The organism is Bacillus sp. RAR_M1_44 (genome assembly GCF_020165935.1).
In the GTDB taxonomy this organism is placed as follows: domain Bacteria; phylum Bacillota; class Bacilli; order Bacillales; family Bacillaceae; genus Bacillus; species Bacillus altitudinis.
Genome location: NZ_JAIUKX010000001.1, coordinates 1,021,174 through 1,037,655, shown reverse-complemented (window position 1 = coordinate 1,037,655; position 16,482 = coordinate 1,021,174). Strand labels below are relative to the sequence as shown.

The 16,482-nt window shown below is 42.1% G+C and carries 21 protein-coding genes; 19 read left to right on the top strand and 2 right to left on the bottom strand.

All coding sequences use genetic code 11. From position 1 onward, the window contains the following. Positions 1–16 precede the first annotated feature (16 nt). From LCD34_RS05745 to LCD34_RS05675, 15 genes are all read left to right on the top strand, one after another. Entirely contained in the window at positions 17–421 is a 405-nt protein-coding gene (locus LCD34_RS05745; RefSeq protein ID WP_224558659.1) for a holliday junction resolvase, read from the top strand. A 17-nt stretch (positions 422–438) separates the two neighbouring features. Continuing rightward, positions 439–624, top strand: coding sequence for an XtrA/YqaO family protein (locus LCD34_RS05740; RefSeq protein ID WP_370648332.1), 186 nt, complete (start codon positions 439–441; stop codon positions 622–624). 124 nt (positions 625–748) lie between these two features. Next, a complete protein-coding gene (locus tag LCD34_RS05735; protein ID WP_224558658.1) occupies positions 749–1,267 on the top strand; it encodes a sigma-70 family RNA polymerase sigma factor in 519 nt (172 codons plus the stop codon). Between the two features lie 152 nt (positions 1,268–1,419). Continuing rightward, positions 1,420–2,067 carry a phage terminase small subunit gene (gene terS / locus LCD34_RS05730; RefSeq protein ID WP_007500563.1) on the top strand — a complete coding sequence of 216 codons (648 nt, stop codon included), beginning with the start codon at positions 1,420–1,422 and terminating at the stop codon, positions 2,065–2,067. Positions 2,068–2,075: 8 nt separating this feature from the next. Continuing rightward, positions 2,076–3,377 carry a PBSX family phage terminase large subunit gene (locus LCD34_RS05725; RefSeq protein WP_161630747.1) on the top strand — a complete coding sequence of 434 codons (1,302 nt, stop codon included), beginning with the start codon at positions 2,076–2,078 and terminating at the stop codon, positions 3,375–3,377. Then, on the top strand, positions 3,374–4,831 hold the full coding sequence (locus LCD34_RS05720; protein ID WP_039169994.1) for a phage portal protein: 1,458 nt from the start codon (positions 3,374–3,376) through the stop codon (positions 4,829–4,831). Before LCD34_RS05725 ends, LCD34_RS05720 begins: the two co-directional genes overlap by 4 nt. Positions 4,832–4,865: 34 nt before the next feature. Next, on the top strand, positions 4,866–5,957 hold the full coding sequence (locus LCD34_RS05715; RefSeq protein WP_224558657.1) for an XkdF-like putative serine protease domain-containing protein: 1,092 nt from the start codon (positions 4,866–4,868) through the stop codon (positions 5,955–5,957). Positions 5,958–5,979: 22 nt separating this feature from the next. Next, positions 5,980–6,903 (top strand): phage major capsid protein, encoded by a 924-nt coding sequence (locus LCD34_RS05710; protein ID WP_008344119.1) that lies wholly within the window; start codon positions 5,980–5,982, stop codon positions 6,901–6,903. Positions 6,904–6,916: 13 nt separating this feature from the next. Further along, on the top strand, positions 6,917–7,300 hold the full coding sequence (locus LCD34_RS05705) for a DUF3199 family protein (RefSeq protein ID WP_007500574.1): 384 nt from the start codon (positions 6,917–6,919) through the stop codon (positions 7,298–7,300). Further along, complete coding sequence (locus LCD34_RS05700; RefSeq protein ID WP_017367938.1) at positions 7,297–7,653, top strand: YqbH/XkdH family protein; 357 nt, start codon at positions 7,297–7,299, stop codon at positions 7,651–7,653. Before LCD34_RS05705 ends, LCD34_RS05700 begins: the two co-directional genes overlap by 4 nt. Further along, on the top strand, positions 7,650–8,147 hold the full coding sequence (locus tag LCD34_RS05695; protein ID WP_046344351.1) for an HK97 gp10 family phage protein: 498 nt from the start codon (positions 7,650–7,652) through the stop codon (positions 8,145–8,147). The genes LCD34_RS05700 and LCD34_RS05695 overlap by 4 nt, the downstream gene beginning before the upstream one ends. A gap of 4 nt (positions 8,148–8,151) precedes the next feature. Then, positions 8,152–8,607, top strand: coding sequence for a DUF6838 family protein (locus LCD34_RS05690; RefSeq protein ID WP_041091933.1), 456 nt, complete (start codon positions 8,152–8,154; stop codon positions 8,605–8,607). Next, positions 8,594–8,806 carry a hypothetical protein gene (locus LCD34_RS05685; RefSeq protein ID WP_008344108.1) on the top strand — a complete coding sequence of 71 codons (213 nt, stop codon included), beginning with the start codon at positions 8,594–8,596 and terminating at the stop codon, positions 8,804–8,806. Before LCD34_RS05690 ends, LCD34_RS05685 begins: the two co-directional genes overlap by 14 nt. Before the next feature lie 3 nt (positions 8,807–8,809). Then, the gene (locus LCD34_RS05680; RefSeq protein ID WP_017367936.1) at positions 8,810–10,156 is read left to right on the top strand and encodes a phage tail sheath family protein; all 1,347 of its coding nucleotides are present in this window, start codon (positions 8,810–8,812) and stop codon (positions 10,154–10,156) included. 1 nt (position 10,157) lies between these two features. Further along, a complete protein-coding gene (locus LCD34_RS05675; protein WP_003213309.1) occupies positions 10,158–10,601 on the top strand; it encodes a phage tail tube protein in 444 nt (147 codons plus the stop codon). Positions 10,602–10,878: 277 nt separating this feature from the next. Here the strand turns inward: LCD34_RS05675 and LCD34_RS05670 are convergent, their stop codons facing one another. After that, positions 10,879–10,935, bottom strand: coding sequence for a putative holin-like toxin (locus LCD34_RS05670; protein WP_229200408.1), 57 nt, complete (start codon positions 10,933–10,935; stop codon positions 10,879–10,881). Between the two features lie 184 nt (positions 10,936–11,119). Between LCD34_RS05670 and LCD34_RS05665 the strand changes: the two genes are divergently transcribed. Further along, positions 11,120–11,560, top strand: coding sequence for a phage tail assembly chaperone (locus tag LCD34_RS05665; protein ID WP_008344099.1), 441 nt, complete (start codon positions 11,120–11,122; stop codon positions 11,558–11,560). Positions 11,561–11,601: 41 nt separating this feature from the next. After that, the gene (locus LCD34_RS05660; protein WP_008344097.1) at positions 11,602–11,739 is read left to right on the top strand and encodes a hypothetical protein; all 138 of its coding nucleotides are present in this window, start codon (positions 11,602–11,604) and stop codon (positions 11,737–11,739) included. 921 nt (positions 11,740–12,660) lie between these two features. On the opposite strand, the gene LCD34_RS19670 is transcribed toward LCD34_RS05660, so the two are convergent. After that, complete coding sequence (locus LCD34_RS19670; protein WP_224559374.1) at positions 12,661–12,807, bottom strand: YMGG-like glycine zipper-containing protein; 147 nt, start codon at positions 12,805–12,807, stop codon at positions 12,661–12,663. A gap of 181 nt (positions 12,808–12,988) precedes the next feature. Here LCD34_RS19670 and LCD34_RS19550 point away from each other — a divergent pair, with 181 nt between their 5' ends. Both LCD34_RS19550 and LCD34_RS05645 read left to right on the top strand, forming a co-directional pair. Continuing rightward, entirely contained in the window at positions 12,989–15,811 is a 2,823-nt protein-coding gene (locus tag LCD34_RS19550) for a transglycosylase SLT domain-containing protein (RefSeq protein ID WP_411910432.1), read from the top strand. Further along, positions 15,804–16,472 carry a LysM peptidoglycan-binding domain-containing protein gene (locus LCD34_RS05645; protein ID WP_224558656.1) on the top strand — a complete coding sequence of 223 codons (669 nt, stop codon included), beginning with the start codon at positions 15,804–15,806 and terminating at the stop codon, positions 16,470–16,472. The genes LCD34_RS19550 and LCD34_RS05645 overlap by 8 nt, the downstream gene beginning before the upstream one ends. Positions 16,473–16,482: the final 10 nt, after the last annotated feature.

Below are 16,482 nucleotides of genomic sequence, written 5' to 3'. Positions count from 1 at the left end.
GACGGGAGATCGTAGCATGGTCCTTCATTTTATCATTGAAAAAGAACATTTATGCACAAAAGAGACATTGATAAACAGAATTCAAACAGCCACAAAAGCGCAATGTACAAGCAAAATAAAAGGCGCATTATCACTCGACATTCGCTCATTTTACAATATGCCCATTGATCTAGCGAACAGCCAAGACACGCGTACATCTGCAGAAAAAGGCTTGATACGCCCGGTACACATCAGCATTCTTCAACCAAATTTGCAGTATATACAAGAAGCACTTCATGCCTTTACCGATAACGCCTCTTTACAGATTGTAGAATTAAGAGTTTCACAGTTTTATAGCATGCGTCCTCGAATGGAAATCATTTTAAATACGATGGGTGATGATATGAGATCCTCACCACCAAATAAGGAGACAAGCATATGAACGAGCCAAAACAACTCATGATTCAAGAAAACCAGACATTTGTCGGTGAAATGGAAAAAGGAAAGATTCAAGTCATTGTGTTAGATGGAAACGTAGGAACGGCTTATATGATGGATGTACCTGAGCATGGAAAAACGATTATTCAAACAGCAAAAGGGCATTTTGCAAGAGTCGATCATGAGATTGGTTTTAAAATCAGCTAGTCTGATGAACAAGAACAACTGAATAAGTCCAAGACGGAAAGCCTGCGGACACTGATCAAGACCCTATAAAAAGGGGCTGATTGGTGTCCGTTTTTTATTTTCTTAAAAAAGGGAGAGAGCACAGATGCAAGATTTACTGATCGAATATAAAAGAAGTTTAAAAGATGCCAGAAAACGATATGAACAATTGAAAGACAAAGAAGAGAAACAGATGTCAGAACAGGACAAACATGATCAAAAAATGATCGCCAGTATGGTCAGTGATTTAGAATACGTGGTGGAATGGCTTCAAATCGGGAGAGAGCCAGGCGCACGCAGAGGATTAGATAGACGGTCTGTGTATCAGCGCACCATTCTTGCCAATCCAGAAGTATTAGAGGCTTTATCACATGAATACACCCTCATTCAAGAGAAAGAAAGAGAGGTAAGTGAGCGGGACAAAAGGCGAATTGACGAAGCCTTATCCGTTTTGACAGATCGAGAGAAAGACGTATTTTTTATGCACACAACGCAGGGTCTGTCATTTAGCGAGATTGCGATCATGCTAGATGTAAAAAAAGGAACAGTCCAAAAACATATGGAAAGAGCTCGGACCAAAATGTCCAAAAAAGTACAAGAACGCCTATTCAAAACTGCTGAATAGGCGTTTTTTCTTTCATCACATCAATCTTCAAAAGCTTGTCTTACAGTTGCCACCTATAGTTAGAAAGACCAAACGAATGTTTGCTAGCCCGGCACAAATGATTCCTCTTCAGGGAATCATTCGAACTAAAAGGAGGCGGCAGGTGAATGTAAATGAAAGATAAACGGATAGAGGCTAAGCAGGATTATATGAAAGGGATGACGTACCAGCAGCTAGCGGATCATTACAACGTCTCCATCCATACCGTCAAATCATGGAAAAGACGATACGGCTGGCAAAGACAAAAAACACCGTCAAAGCAGGCGCACTCGATCTTTCATCAATTTCTTTCAGATGAAACGATTGAAATCATGGAAAAAATGGATGGGCGCACATCTCTTGATATCATCTGGGATCAAATTCAAATTCAATACGCAGCCATTATTCGAGCGCAGCGCATCATGCATGTAGCAGATCAAGATGACATGATCAAAGAACTGAAAAAGGCGACGTACTTGCCTTCTTCATTAGAGGAAGAAACAGGCGAAGGCATTCATCCAGAGCCAGAGATCACGGCAGAGGAATTTTCGTTTCAATTTTCATGGGATCGGCATGCCACTTTTTTAAATGCCCAATCTCGTGCAATGGGAGAGCTAAGACGACTGATTAAACAGTTTGAGGAGCTCGCTCATGCGAAAGATGAACGAAGATTAAAGCTGAAGCAAATTGAGCTAACAATCGAAAAAACAAAAAAAGCAGTTCGTGAGGAAAAAGAAGAAGATCTTCATATCATGATCAAAAGAAAAGAGGACGATTCATGACGCCGTTGATTGAAAAAGAAGTCAATCCTCACTTTGAACACTTTTTGTTCGATTGGAATCAAAAGTTTCAGTTTTTAGTAGGCGGTTATGGCTCCTCCAAAAGCTATCACATTGCTTTAAAGCTGATTTTAAAACTGCTTGAGGAAAAACGGACAGCACTTGTCATTCGAGAAGTGTATGATACGCACCGGGAGTCGACCTACTCTCTTTTACAAGAAATCGTCAGCGATCTTGGCATCGATCATCTAGTAAAGTGCCGCAGTTCACCGCTTGCTCTCACTTTTCGCAATGGGAGCAGCATTTTATTTAAAGGACTGGACAAGCCTGAGAAATTGAAGTCGATCAACAACATCTCAATGATTTGGATTGAGGAGTGTTCCGAGGTTTCTTATGAAGGGTTTAAAGAACTGCTTGGAAGGCTGAGACATCCGGTTTTACCTCTTTATATGATGTTATCGACGAATCCCGTTGGTCAGGATAATTGGACGTACAGACATTTCTTTCGAGATGAACAGCTGAAACGTTTTGTCCTTGATGACGAAACCTTATACAAACAGCGAACCATCGTGATAAAAGATACGTACTATCACCACTCAACAGCAGAAGACAATCTATTTCTTCCTAAAAGCTATGTCAAGCAGCTGGATGAGCTGAAAGAATACGATCCAGATCTTTATCGAATTGCAAGGAAGGGATACTTCGGTATCAATGGCACAAAAGTGTTTCCGCAATTTGAGGTCAGACAGCATGCTGACGTATTAGAAGCGATCGGGCAAATTGAAAGACCGCTGAAACGGGCGGGGATGGATTTTGGATTTGTCGAATCCTACAATGCGCTCATTCGGTTAGCTGTCGATCATGAAAAAAAGTACTTATATATTTATTGGGAATATTACGACCGCGGGAAAACGGATGATGAAACAGCTGTTGATCTGAAAGAATTTGTTGAATCAAAGGAACTCATTAAGGCAGACGCAGCAGAACCTAAAACGATTCACTATTTTCGGCAGCGCGGATTTCAAATGGTCGCTGCGCATAAGTTCCAAGGCTCACGTTTGCAATATACAAAGAAAATCAAACGATTTAAGAAAATCATTTGTTCTGATGCTTGCCCTTATACCATCTATGAACTTCAATCACTAACCTATAAGGCAGATAAGAACGGCCGCTTAGAGGAAGATGAATTTCAAATCGATCCACACACATTATCCGCCATTTGGTATGCGCTAGATGATTATGAGGTGACCGATTTGAAACAGACTGCTTCAGAGCGTGTCCGTCCAAACCGAGAGAGGAGGTCCATACAATGAAACAATTAAAAGCAACGATTATGAAGGCCAACATGTCTGATCATACAAAACAAATGTATGAGGATGAATTTTCATACGAAAAAGATGACATTGTCCCCCCGCCCTACCATATCAACGAATTAAAAAGCATGGCAGAATACTCAACGATTCTTCAGCAATGTATAGATGCGTATCGAACAAACATTTTAGGTTTTGGATTTGGGGTGGAATACGCCTTTGATTTTAATGCGGAAGATGTGAAACCGGTCAAAAAGAAGACAGCCGAGAAGGAATGGACAAGACTCGAAGAGTTTACGAAATACATGAACTATGATGAGTCTGCTGACGTGATTCTTGGTTATGTCCTAGAAGACCGGGAGAAAACAGGAAATGGCTTTTTAGAGGTGCTGCGGGATGGACAAGGAAAGCCGGCAGGAATCGAGTATTTGGATGCACTCCATATCCGCATTTGCAAGCTGAGTGAGCCAGTCGACGTCGAATTCCGCTACACAGAAAACGGCGAATTAAAGACGATGAATCGCAAGAAACGATTCCGAAAATATGTGCAGGTCATCAATGAGAAGAAAGTCTTTTTCAAGGAGTATGGAGATCCGCGCATATTAAATTATGAAACAGGCAAGTACGATGATGCTACACCAGAACCACTTCAAGCAACAGAAGTCATTCATTTTAAAATTGGCAGTGGGACGTATGGGATTCCCCGCTGGATTGGCAACATCGTCAATATGTATGGCGCACGAAAAGCAGAAGAGCTGAATTATCTTTATTTTAAGCAAGGAAGGCATGTACCTGGTGCCATCATTGTTGAAAACGGCATGCTGTCAGAGACTTCTTATCAGCAGCTACAAGATTATATGGATGATATTGAAGGGTCTGATCATGCGCATAAGTTTTTATTGCTTGAAGTAGAAGGGCTTCCGACAGAAAAAGGATTAACAGGTGAAGAAGATGTATCAAATGTCAAAGTGAACTTTAAATCCTTGGCGGAAATCCTGCAAGAGGATGCGCTCTTTTTAGAATACGATGAAAAGACGAGAAACAAAATCCGCTCCGCTTTTCGTCTGCCGCCTATTTACACAGGAGAGTCACAAGATTATAACAAGGCCACGGCAGATACCGCGCGAAAAACAACGGAGGAGCAAGTGTTTCAGCCAGAGCGGCATCTTATTACAGGGAAGCTCAATACTCTTTTTCTCCCGGATTTAGATATATGGCATGTCCGCTTTCTATTAAATGGTCCTGACTTTAGAGATCCATTAGAGATAGCAAAGGTTCTGACACCATTTATTCAGGCTGGGGCAGTATCGCCAAATGATTTACGAGATCTTGCGGGGCGTATTCTTGGTAAGACGTTAGAGGAATGGCCGGAAGAATTCTACCACCGACCTTTAGAAAGCCGCATAAAAACAGCTGATGGGCTGTCTCCATCCGAGTCAAACCAGCTGGAGAAATAGAAGGACGTGAGCTTTTTTGAAAGGGGGTGAACATATGCCAAGGGAATTAAAAAACGCAAAAATTACGCATGTTTCCTATGTGGACAAGGCCGCCAACCAAAAGAAATTTTTCTTGATGAAAGCAAAGAAAAAGCAGCCTGACTTTCAAAAAGAAGTCAGTGTCCTGACGAAGGCAGAGGATGCCCATCGCCTCGTATATGGCGTCGTGTATGAACCCAATACACCTGATGCACATCAAGACTTTATGTCGGCCAAAGAAATTGAAAGAGCAGCACACGGTTTTATGAAAGATGCCCGTCACATTGATAAACAGCATGATTTTCAAGACGGTGTTGGCGAAGTCGTCGAATCATACATTGCCCCAGCGGATTTTGAAGTAGGCGGGGAGCTGATTCAAAAAGGATCTTGGGTACTTGTGACAAAGGCATCACAAGATATTTGGGACCAAATTCAGCAAGGCCATATTACAGGCTACTCAATGGCTGGAACAGCAGACATCATCGCAATAGAGGAACACGATCAGCTCCTATCTCAAGAAACAAACGAGAGAGGGCTTTTTTCTTTGCTGAAAAATTTCTTTTTGAAAGAGGAAGGTGCAAATATGCCACAACAATTTTGGAGCGTTTTAGATCATCTGCTGGAAACGTTGCAGTCAAGTGATGGTGATGAGTCTAGCGTAAGAGCGGCACTTGAACAATTGATTCCAATTGTGCAGGATGTGTTGAAAACAAATGATGTCCTCCAAACGATTGGCGAAAGACCAGCATCCGTTCAAAAGCAAGATGCCGGATTAACGACTGATCAAGTACGCGAACTAGAAAAAGCAAAAATGGCCATCGACAACGTTTTACAACAAGCGGATAAACAAGGGACAGATCAAGCAGGTGAAGAAGAACCTGTACAAAAAGTGCTGGAGCAAGTGGTTGCGCCAATTCGTCATCAGCTCTCTTCCTTAGAGAAATCAGCAGGCAGAGAAAAAGCAGCGATTCAGGAAGTGCTTCAGCAACAGCTACTGCCTATTTCAGAGCGGATACACATGCTTGAAAAAGCGCGGGGCATTTCTAAACAAACAAATCACGATACACAAAATGATATGACAAAGCCCATATGGGATGGCTTACTATAAGCCTAAATAAGGAGGAAAAAGTGTGAGAAATCAAGAGTTGATTCGCAAGGCTGAAATGACACTTGCCAGCTTAAAAACAGGCGGTCTCATGAACGCAGCCCAATCCAACACATTCATTAGAATGATGCAAAATACACCAACCGTTTTAAATGATGCACGTATCATTCCAATGGAAAGTGATTCACAAAAAATCGAAAAAATCGGCTTCGGTCAGCGCATTTTACGCCCAGCAGAAGAAGGCAAAGCGCTGGATGCAAAAGACCGTGTTGTCCCAGCGACAAGCACTGTTCAGCTCAATGCAAAAGAAGTCATTGCTGAGATTCATATGACGTACGACAGCATTGAAAACAACATTGAAAAAGACGGGATTCAGCAGACCATTATGCAAATGCTGGCGGAACGAGCGGCAGTCGATATTGAAGAATTGATCGTCAACGGTGATACAACATCACAAGATCCATTTTTAGCTCAAATGGATGGCGTACGAAAACAGGCAGTTTCTCATATTGTCGATGCAAATGGAGCGGAAATTAGCCGTCAAATGTTCAAACAAGCCTACAAAGCGATGCCGTCAAAATATTTACGTGTACCTCAGGATTTCCGTTTTTATACATCCCCAAGTTTAGAGGTCGAGTGGAAAGACCAAGTAGCAAACCGTCAGACAGGTCTCGGAGATGCGGCGATTCAAGGCGGACTTTCTTCTGCATTCGGTGTTCCGGTCAAAGGTCTTGCCAATATGCAGCCATATGATGAAGAAGGAACAGACGTATCAGATATTTTACTGACACACCCGAAAAACATTATCGTAGGGTTTTCTCGCAATATTCGTATTGAAGTAGAAAAAGATATTCGCAGCCGTAAGTTTATCATTGTTCTGACAGCGAAGCTCGACAGCAAATTTGAGGAAGAGGATGCTGTAGCCAAAGTAATGAAAGTGAAAGAGTAGGTGACAGCAGGCTATGATCATTTCTGCTGAGGAACTACAAGCCTATTCTGTATTTGATCGCGTGAAAAATCGTTCTGTAGAGAGACTAGCGGCAGATATTATTGAAGCAGAAGCAGCGGTATTTCAAATGGTCGGGCACGATTTTACACATGAAAAATATCAGCCCATTCCTGAAAAAGCAAGGATCGCCTTATTAAAAATGGCCCAGTATTTTGCCATGCTGAATGATGACGAATCCATGATGAAAGGCTTGACTTCAGAAAAAATGGGTGATTATTCATATGCAAAGGCAGCGGACAAAGTGAAAGGCAGACCTTATGTGTATGCCCTTCTTGTTGATTATATTGAACCTTCATTAACTGGCGGCAGCGCCAATTTAAAGGTGAGATCATTATGAGCTATGATTCTCTATTAACGGATCGCTGTGATCTTTTTCACTTGGAGAATGAGGAGGCAGTCCGCGGCAAATTTGGTATACCAGCAGGGGATCTGCAAACGGATCTCACGTATCCTGATACACCAAGTATGAGAGATGTGGCTTGCTATGTTGTAGAAAAAAGCCAGTCACTCGTGCAAGAAGAACCGAATACAGTCATCTATCAGTCCTATCTCGTCCATTTCCCTTTAGCAAGCGACATTCGTTTGCATGACAAAATGGTGTGGAACGGCATCTCACTTAAGTTGCAGCAGCCAAAAAGAGTGAAAAATCATCACATGGAAGTGATGGCCGTCAGAAAGGAAAACCTATGAAAATTGATGGACTTGACCGGCTGCTATCCCAGCTCCAACAGGCAAATAGTGGCGGCTTAACGGCGCAATATCAAGAGTGGTTACAGGAAATGGGCTTACAGTTTTTAGACATCATTCAAGATGAAATCATCAAAGAAAAGGCTGTTGATACAGGCCGTCTCCTCAATTCCTTTCAAAAAGGTGACAAGGAGAATCACTTTCTCACTTCCCGAGGCGGGCTCACGCTAGAAGTAGGGACACAGCTTGATTATGCCTCTTACGTGAATGATGGACATGCCATTTCTTCAAATGGAGAACGAAGATGGGTGCCAGGCAGATGGGCCGGCAGCCGCTTTGAATATGATCCGAATGCCAGTACTGGCATGATGCTTTCATCTCAATGGATTGAAGGAAATGGGTACTGGGATCATGCCGTCATGCTCTATGAACAAATGTTTGAACACTCGCTGGATCGAAAGCTTCAAAGCTGGATCGATCGACATTTTGGGAGGTGATGGAATGAATCAAGAAGTCGGGGCAATCATGCATTATATATACACACACTTTCCTGTGAAAATGTATGATCGTCTTCTGCCAGAGCGTTTCCAAGTGCCATCTGTTTATGTGCCGCCAGTGACTGTCATTAGTGGTCCAGATACAGTGTCTACTTTTATGAAATCTTATTCGCTGCAAGTGAAAGTGTTTCATATGGATACAGAAAAAGCGCATGATGCGGCGGAAACAGTCGTTGATGCATTGCTTGCTGATCGTCAAATCATTCAGATGATTAGTGAAGATGGAGAGGTGCTTGATGATTATGTCCGCATAAAAAGAGTGGAAACAAGAATCATAGATCAAGGTGTAGCAGCGATTGTCCTGACGTGGGATAGCAGCTATTGGTACAACCGAGATAAACAGCCAAGCCTAGAAGATATCAATTTTTCAGATGGGGTGATCAAACGTGAGCAAGACTAAAAAAACACAGCTCGATCAAACAGCGGGCGAAGAAAAAGAATTTGGCTTTTCATTTGAAGCCTTAAAAGAGCACAGCAAGGATCTTTTTGGGGTAAAACCAGAAATCCTTGAAGGTGCTCTTTTTTATATCAAACATCAACCAATTACAAAAACAGAAGCAAAGAAGCACATCGATGCTTTTTTGTCCAAGGAGGTTTAAAGGATGAACGGAGGCACTTTTACACCAGGTACAGAGAAAAAGCGTCCTGGCATTTACTTTAATTTTAAAACAACAGCAGAGCAGCGAATTACTTTAGGCGAGCGAGGAACAGTTGCACTTCCTCTTGTCATGAGCTGGGGAGAACCAAAAACCTTTATTTCCGTTTCCGATATGGAAGACTTAAATAAAAAGGTCGGGCTCAACATTGATGATAAGTCACTTCTTCTTTTCCGTGAAGCGAAGAAAAAAGCGCAAACGGTCTTGCTTTACCGTCTAAACGAAGGAGAGCCAGCCAAAGCGGAAATCGCAGAAAACTTTGTGGTCACAGCCAATTATGGTGGTCAAAAAGGAAATGAGATCACCATTCAAGTGGCAGAAAATGTACTCGACAGCACAAAACGTGACGTCATCACCTATCTTGGAACAGATATTGTCGATAAACAGGTGGTCAAAGATGTCAAAGATCTTGTGAAAAACAAATACGTTCAATTTTCTGGTGAAGGCGAAGCGGTCATTACTGCTGGAGCGGCTTTAAGCGGCGGGAAAAACGGTGTGGCAAGTGTCGCAGATTATACAGCTTTCCTAGAAGCAGCTGAAACGGAATACTTTGATGTCATTGCACTACCAGTCGATAATAGTGAGCAATTAAAAGCAACATTCGCGTCATTTATTGAGCGTTTACGTGATAAGCAAGGACGTAAGGTGCAAGGCGTTGTGGCTAACTATGCAGCTGATCAAGAAGGAATCATCAATGTCACAAGCGGTGTTGTTTTAGAAGACGGAACAGAACTGACGCCTGCTCAAACAACAGCTTGGGTCGCAGGAGCAAGTGCAGGAGCGAATTTTAATCAGTCACTGACCTTTGTTGAATACGAAGGCGCAGTCGATACATTAGAGCGTCTTGATAATGATCAAGTAGAATACCGTTTATCACAAGGAGAGTTTCTTTTCACTTTCGATGCAAGAGACCGCACGGTGAGCGTTGAAAAAGATATTAACTCTTTGACAAGCTTCACGGTTGAAAAGAACCAGCAAATGGCGAAAAACAAAATCATCCGTGTGCTAGATGCAATCAACAATGATTTAACATTTGAACTGAAAAATTTGATTAAATTACGCAAAGCCAATGGCAATGACATTCCAGCATCAGACGATGGTGTGCAGCTTGTGAAAACACTGATTACACAGTATCTCACACAACTTCAAGATGGAAGCGGCATTACAGGCTTTAACTCAGAAACAGACATCGTCATTGGCCTCAATGAAGATCGTGATGGATTTATCATCGATTTAGCAGTACAGCCAGTAGACGCAGCAGAAAAATTCTATTTCAATGTGGAGGTGAAGTAAGATGGCTTTTAAAGCACAAAATACAATCTCAGGTAAAGAAGGTCGTCTTTTCTTAGAAGGTGAGGAGCTTGCCTTTATCAAAACGTTTGAAGCAAACGTGGAGAAAAATAAATCAGAAGTGAACGTAATGGGCCGCCGAATGACTGGCCATAAAACAACTGGGGCAAACGGAACAGGAACGGCAACATTCTATAAAGTTACGTCACGTTTCGTTCAACTCATGCTCAACTATGTGAAAAAAGGGGAAGATCCTTATTTCACTCTTCAAGCGGTAATTGATGATAAATCATCAGGCCGAGGCACAGAGCGTGTGACATTATTCGATGTCAACTTTGATTCAGCTAAAATTGCTGGACTAGATGTCGATTCAGAGGCACTTGAAGAAGAAGTTCCATTTACATTTGAAGACTTTGATCTGCCTGAAAAGCTGAAGAATTCTTTCTAAGAAATGTGGAGGAAATTAGCTAATTAATTAGCTAAATAAAAACCAAATATGCTATAATGCAAATGTAATGAAAAATGAATGCATTTGTAATGCACATTGCATTCAATGACACACAAAATGATGTTTACATGCAAAGCGATTTGCATACAATAAAAAGAAGCCAGGATGCGCTAACATCCCGGCAATGTACAATGAGGCCCTTCAAGGGGCTGGCTTATCAATTAGATAGTTTTAAGGATAGACTTTCCCTTTCACCTACCAAAGCTCAAGGGGGAGTCTATTTTTTGTTTATATACGTCAACAAAGCAAGGATAAACATCCCGAATAAAAGCATTAGGGAAATCGCTTGGAACGTTGACATGAGCATCACCCCCTTCCTATCGGGGATGAGCCAGACACCCTTGAGCAAGCCGTTCAATTGTACGAGTTATATTATACATGAAAAGATTGGAAAGCACATTCAAAAAATGGATGTGCTTTTTTACATTCAAAAAACAAACAAAAGGGAGTTTTTAAACATGAGCGAAAAACAAACATTTGATCTTTCATTTTTTATGCCAGGACAAACAGTAGAAGCGGAAGAGGTCAAAGTACCAATTTCTAAGCGTTTTGTTGATAAAAAAGGGAATGTCATTCCTTTTGTCTTCAAAGCGATTACCACGGAACGTATTGATGAACTGGAAAAAGAGAACACCACGTTCAAAAATGTCAAAGGCAGAGGCCGTGTGAAAGACTTAGACAGCCAGCGCTTCTACGCACGAATTGCCATTGAATCGACGATTTATCCAGATTTCCGCTCAAAGGAATTAAGAGAAGCCTACAGCACACAAGATCCAGTTGAAGTTGCAAAACGTGTTTTATCTGTCGGCGGTGAATACGCAAACTGGTTAAACAAGGCCATTGAAATCAATGGATTCGAAGACGAAATTGAAGATTTAGAAGACGCAGCAAAAAACTAATAAAAGATGGGGATAAGGAAGCGGTGTTTTTATATTACGCCATGCACGAGCTTCACTATTCCCCATCAGAACTCCTCGATTTATACGAAGCACCAAGACAATTTAAGGCATTCTTATTCGGACTCATCAGCTACAAACTCGACATGCTAGAAAAAGAAGCAAAGAAAGGAGGGAAATAAACTGGCGAAGCTCACTGCACGATTTGAATTAGAAGACAAAGTATCAAAGAAGCTATTGCGCATTCAAAAACGATTTCAAACGTTTGAGAAGCAGCTAAAGCCATTTAGAAAACCGGTGAAAATAAGCCTGGAAATGGATGAAAAGAAGCTAAGGAACCTTAATTTATCGATGAGAAGGTTTTCTGTATTATCCATGAAGCTAGATCAAGGAATCTATCGTGATCTCAAATCATTAACAAACCAGCTGAACATGATACCGAAACAGATGATCATATCGATTCAAGCAAAAGGACTAGATGTCATTAAATCCAGTATAGATCGCTTGAAACAATCACAAGCAAGTCCAATCCTGCTGACGTTCAAACTGAATGATCAGTTGTCAGGAAAAATGTCATCAATCAAAAAATCAATCCTTCAGCTCATGAACAGAACGTACTATATGAGATTAAACATGGTTGACCAAGCCACCGCTGCCATTCAACGAATCAAAAAGACACTCAAAAGCTTGACAATGGCTAAACATGAGATCAGAGTATCTGTTCAAGACAATGCAAAGAGTAAGTTGAAAAAACGAGATCAGGCAGAGTCAGTTGTGAAAGAACAAAATATAAAAAAAGAACCTGAGGCTGTTAGTCCGCCAGTTAAAACGGATGAACCTAAACAGGGTTGGCTCCAGAGCCTTGCTAATAAAGGATTAAGTGAAATTCAAAAATATGCAGGTGATGTTGCAGACAAGCTGAAAGAAAAATTAAGTCCTAGAAAGTTTTGGGACGAAAAGGCACTTCCTTGGGTTGAAAATAAAATGGAAGAGTACAAGCAAGATGTGATCGGAAGAATAAAAGAGAAGATTAAATTTAATCCTGAAAAAAAACTAGATGAATTGGTGACCAATGTATTTGATCGTCTCTTTGGTGCAGGTGATCAATCGAATGGAAGTAGCACTCCAGCGCCAACAACAGCGCCAACAACAGCGCCAACAACAGCGCCGACAACAGCGCCAACAACGGCACCAACAACGGCACCAACAACAGCACCAACAACGGCACCAACAACAGCACCAACATCCACACCATCAAATTCAGCTCCCAATAAGAAATCTAAGCCGCGAGGTGGTAAAGGTTTGTTTCGCAATAGTTGTTGTCCTTGTTGTGCAAGAGGTTTAAGCAGGGGAGGATCTACTAAAACCAAAAATAGAAATGGTCAATCACCAAGACAACCTAGAAATCCAAATGCCACAACAAGAACCGAAATGAATAGAAGACCTCCAAGTAAATTAGGGGATGCGTTGAAAAATATCGGTAAAGGGAGCGGCAAATTATTAAAGAAAGTACCTATTTTAGGCAGTGTACTTAGTGCAACAAATCTAATTGGTATGAAAAAAGAGAATGCTGGTGAAAAGATCGGTGCGACTGGAGGCGGCATCGCCGGAGGGATGGCAGGTGCAGCAGCAGGTGCAGCTATTGGAAGTATAGTACCAGGAGTAGGCACAGCCATCGGCGGCCTAGTAGGCGGCATCGCTGGCAGTATGGGCGGAGAATCTATCGGTGAAACAATTGGAAAATGGTTTGATGGCGGTGGATTTGAGAAGATTGGCCAAAAAGCCATTGAAATCAAAGATCAAATTGTTGAAGTGTGGTCTACAGTCGCAGACTGGTTTATCCAAAATGTGTGGACACCATTAAGCAGCACGGTTGGCACGGTAGCAACCACGATCTGGACAAGTCTAGTCAATGCCTGGACATGGATACAAGAAACATTCAGTGCAGTCGCAGGCTGGTTTATCGAAAACGTCTGGACACCACTAAGTGGTACAGTCGTTACAGTAGCAACCACGATTTGGACAAGTCTAGTCAATGCCTGGACATGGATACAAGAAACATTCAGTGCAGTTGCGGGCTGGTTTATCGAAAATGTCTGGACACCGCTAAGCGACACAGTCGTTACAGTAGCAACCACGATCTGGACAAGTCTAGTCAATGCCTGGACGTGGATACAAGAAACATTCAGTGCAGTAGCAGGCTGGTTTATTGAGAATGTGTGGACACCGCTAAGCAGCACAGTTGTTACAGTCGCTACTGGGATTTGGACAGCATTATCAAATGCGTGGAAAACCATTCAATCAATTTTTGGAGCAGTATCCTCTTGGTTTATGAACAATGTATGGAATCCGCTTGTAGAAACGGTTGGAACCATCAAAGATAGCATTGGGAAGAAGTTTGAAGAAGCGTATAAAGTGGTGACAGATATATGGGATGGATTATCTAAATGGTTTAAAGATAATATTCAGACACCGATCGTAAAAGTGGCAGGTGCCATAAGTGATGGTTTTTCTAAAGCATTTAACTGGGTTAAAAAGATTTTTGACAAAGCGGGCGATGGCATTAATTTTGTAGTAAAACATTTATTTGGAGATCCTGATAAAAAAGCCACAGGCGGCTATATCACCCAACCTACCTTATCATGGATTGGTGAAGCGGGTAACGAATTTGTCATTCCAACTCAAAATAACCGGGGCCGTGGGAAGATGTTGCTTGCACAAGCTGCTTCTCATCTTGGAATGTCTGTTGTGCCAAGCAGCAGCGGAGCAGCAAGTCCAGTTTCTAGCTCTCCAGCTCCAATATCGCCAAATGCTCCAGCAGCTCCAACTGCTTCTGCCGGTTCAATTGGTGGAACGGTTTCAATGAATGGAAACATCCAATCTGCCAGCATAGGTGAGCAATTTAATCATGATTTTGAACAAGGGCTGAATCAAAAGGTGGTTTCACTTGACCAATGGAAGCAAAAAAACATTCAGCAGCCATTTAATCAAATGACATCAGATTCAGGAAAGTACGGACAACAAACGGTATCGGCATTTGCTACTAGCCAGCAAATGACACCAACAGGAACTGACAGCTTTTTGCAAAGTCGTGTAAAAGCACCATACCAACAAGTGATGACAGCATCACCAACTTGGGGTTCTGGAACGGTTAGTGGCTTTGCAACAGGTCAAAATGCCACATCAATTGGCACAAGCCAATACGTAGACCAACACGTCAAACAACCATTCCTGCAGGCCAAACAAGAATCACCAGGATGGGGTTCAGGAATGATCGACGCCTTCAATAGCGGCATGCGTTCAAAAGCAAGTGAAGTCACACAAGCTGCCAAAGAAATGGCGAAGAAAGTGGAACAGGCGTTTAGAGAAGAACTAGACATTCATTCTCCTTCGCGTGTCATGATGAGTCTAGGGAAATTCGCATCGATCGGTGTCGTCAAAGGGCTCGATTCAGTTGATGTGAAAAAGTTTGCTGAAAATCAAGCGGGTTCATTAATCGGAGCGTTCAGCGGTATGGGTGCTTCAGGTCTTAGTGTTCAGCAGTGGCTCATGGCAGCTCTGATGGCGACTGGTACATCGATGAGCTGGCTTCCAGGTCTTATGACAATCGCTCAGCACGAATCAAATGGTAACCCGAAAGCCATCAACTTGTGGGATTCCAACGCCAAGAAGGGAACGCCTTCTAAAGGGTTAATGCAAACCATTGGACCGACCTTCCATTCCAATAAAGGAAAGGGCATGAATGATATTTGGAACCCAATTCATAATGCCGTAGCAGCCATTAACTACATTAAGGGCAGATATGGAACAGTCTTCAATACACCGGGATTACGGAGTATGAGAAGAGGCGGTCCTTATAAAGGCTACGCCAATGGCGGTCTGATTACTCAGGAGCAGGTAGCTAGAGTCGGTGAAGGAAACAAACGCGAATGGATTATTCCAGAAGAAAGAGGCATTCGCGGGAGATATTTATTGACGCAGGCAGCAAAGGCACTTGGGATGCAAGTCTATGATCCATCAAATGCATCTGCTCCTTTACCAGAATCACAGATGCAGCAAGTCACCTCAGCACAGCCAGCTGGGAATGCAACAACGTCAGGCAATAAACAAATCACCATCCAGTTCAATGGTGATCAGCATTTCCATAATGGACAGGATCAGCAATCGCTGGTCGAAAAAATTAGACAAATGCTTGTAGACGAATTGGAAGTAGAGCTTCAGACAGGAACGAAAGGGGTCGTGATCGATGGGTAAATCAGTGTATCAATTGTGGATTTCCCAAGGCAAGGAGAAGTTGCGATTCCCTGTGCTTCCATCCGAACTTGAGATCACAAATAATGTACAAAATGAAACAGTGAAGGTCTCCTCCTTTGGAGAACTGACTTTTATTGATGTACCATCGGCTAAACAAGTATCATTCACCTCATTATTTCCTAAGAAATATTCGCCAATTGCTGAATATAAAAGCATTCCATCACCAGAGAATGCAATAGCGAAAATTGAACGAATGATGCGTTCAAAGAAGTCTGTGCGACTGATTGTGACAGGGACTAAAATCAATATGACGTGCAGCATTGAGAGCTTCACTCACAAGGAAGGGTCTTATGACATAGGTGATCATGAATTTACGATCGAGTTAAAGGAATATAAAACCGCATCGCCTAGGAAAATCAAACGAAAGAAAAAAGCGAAACAAACCAAAAAGAAAAGACCCTCAAAAACACCACCAAAATTGTACACTGTCAAAAAAGGAGATACTCTTTGGGCCATTTCAGGCCGTTTTTATGGCGATAGTACAAAATGGCGGCGTATTTGGAATGCCAATAAAGCAGCGATGATCAAACGAAGTAAACTCAATATTAAACAGCCGGGATATTGGATTTTTCCAGGGCAAAAATTGAAAATACCACAATAGGGGGGCTGAC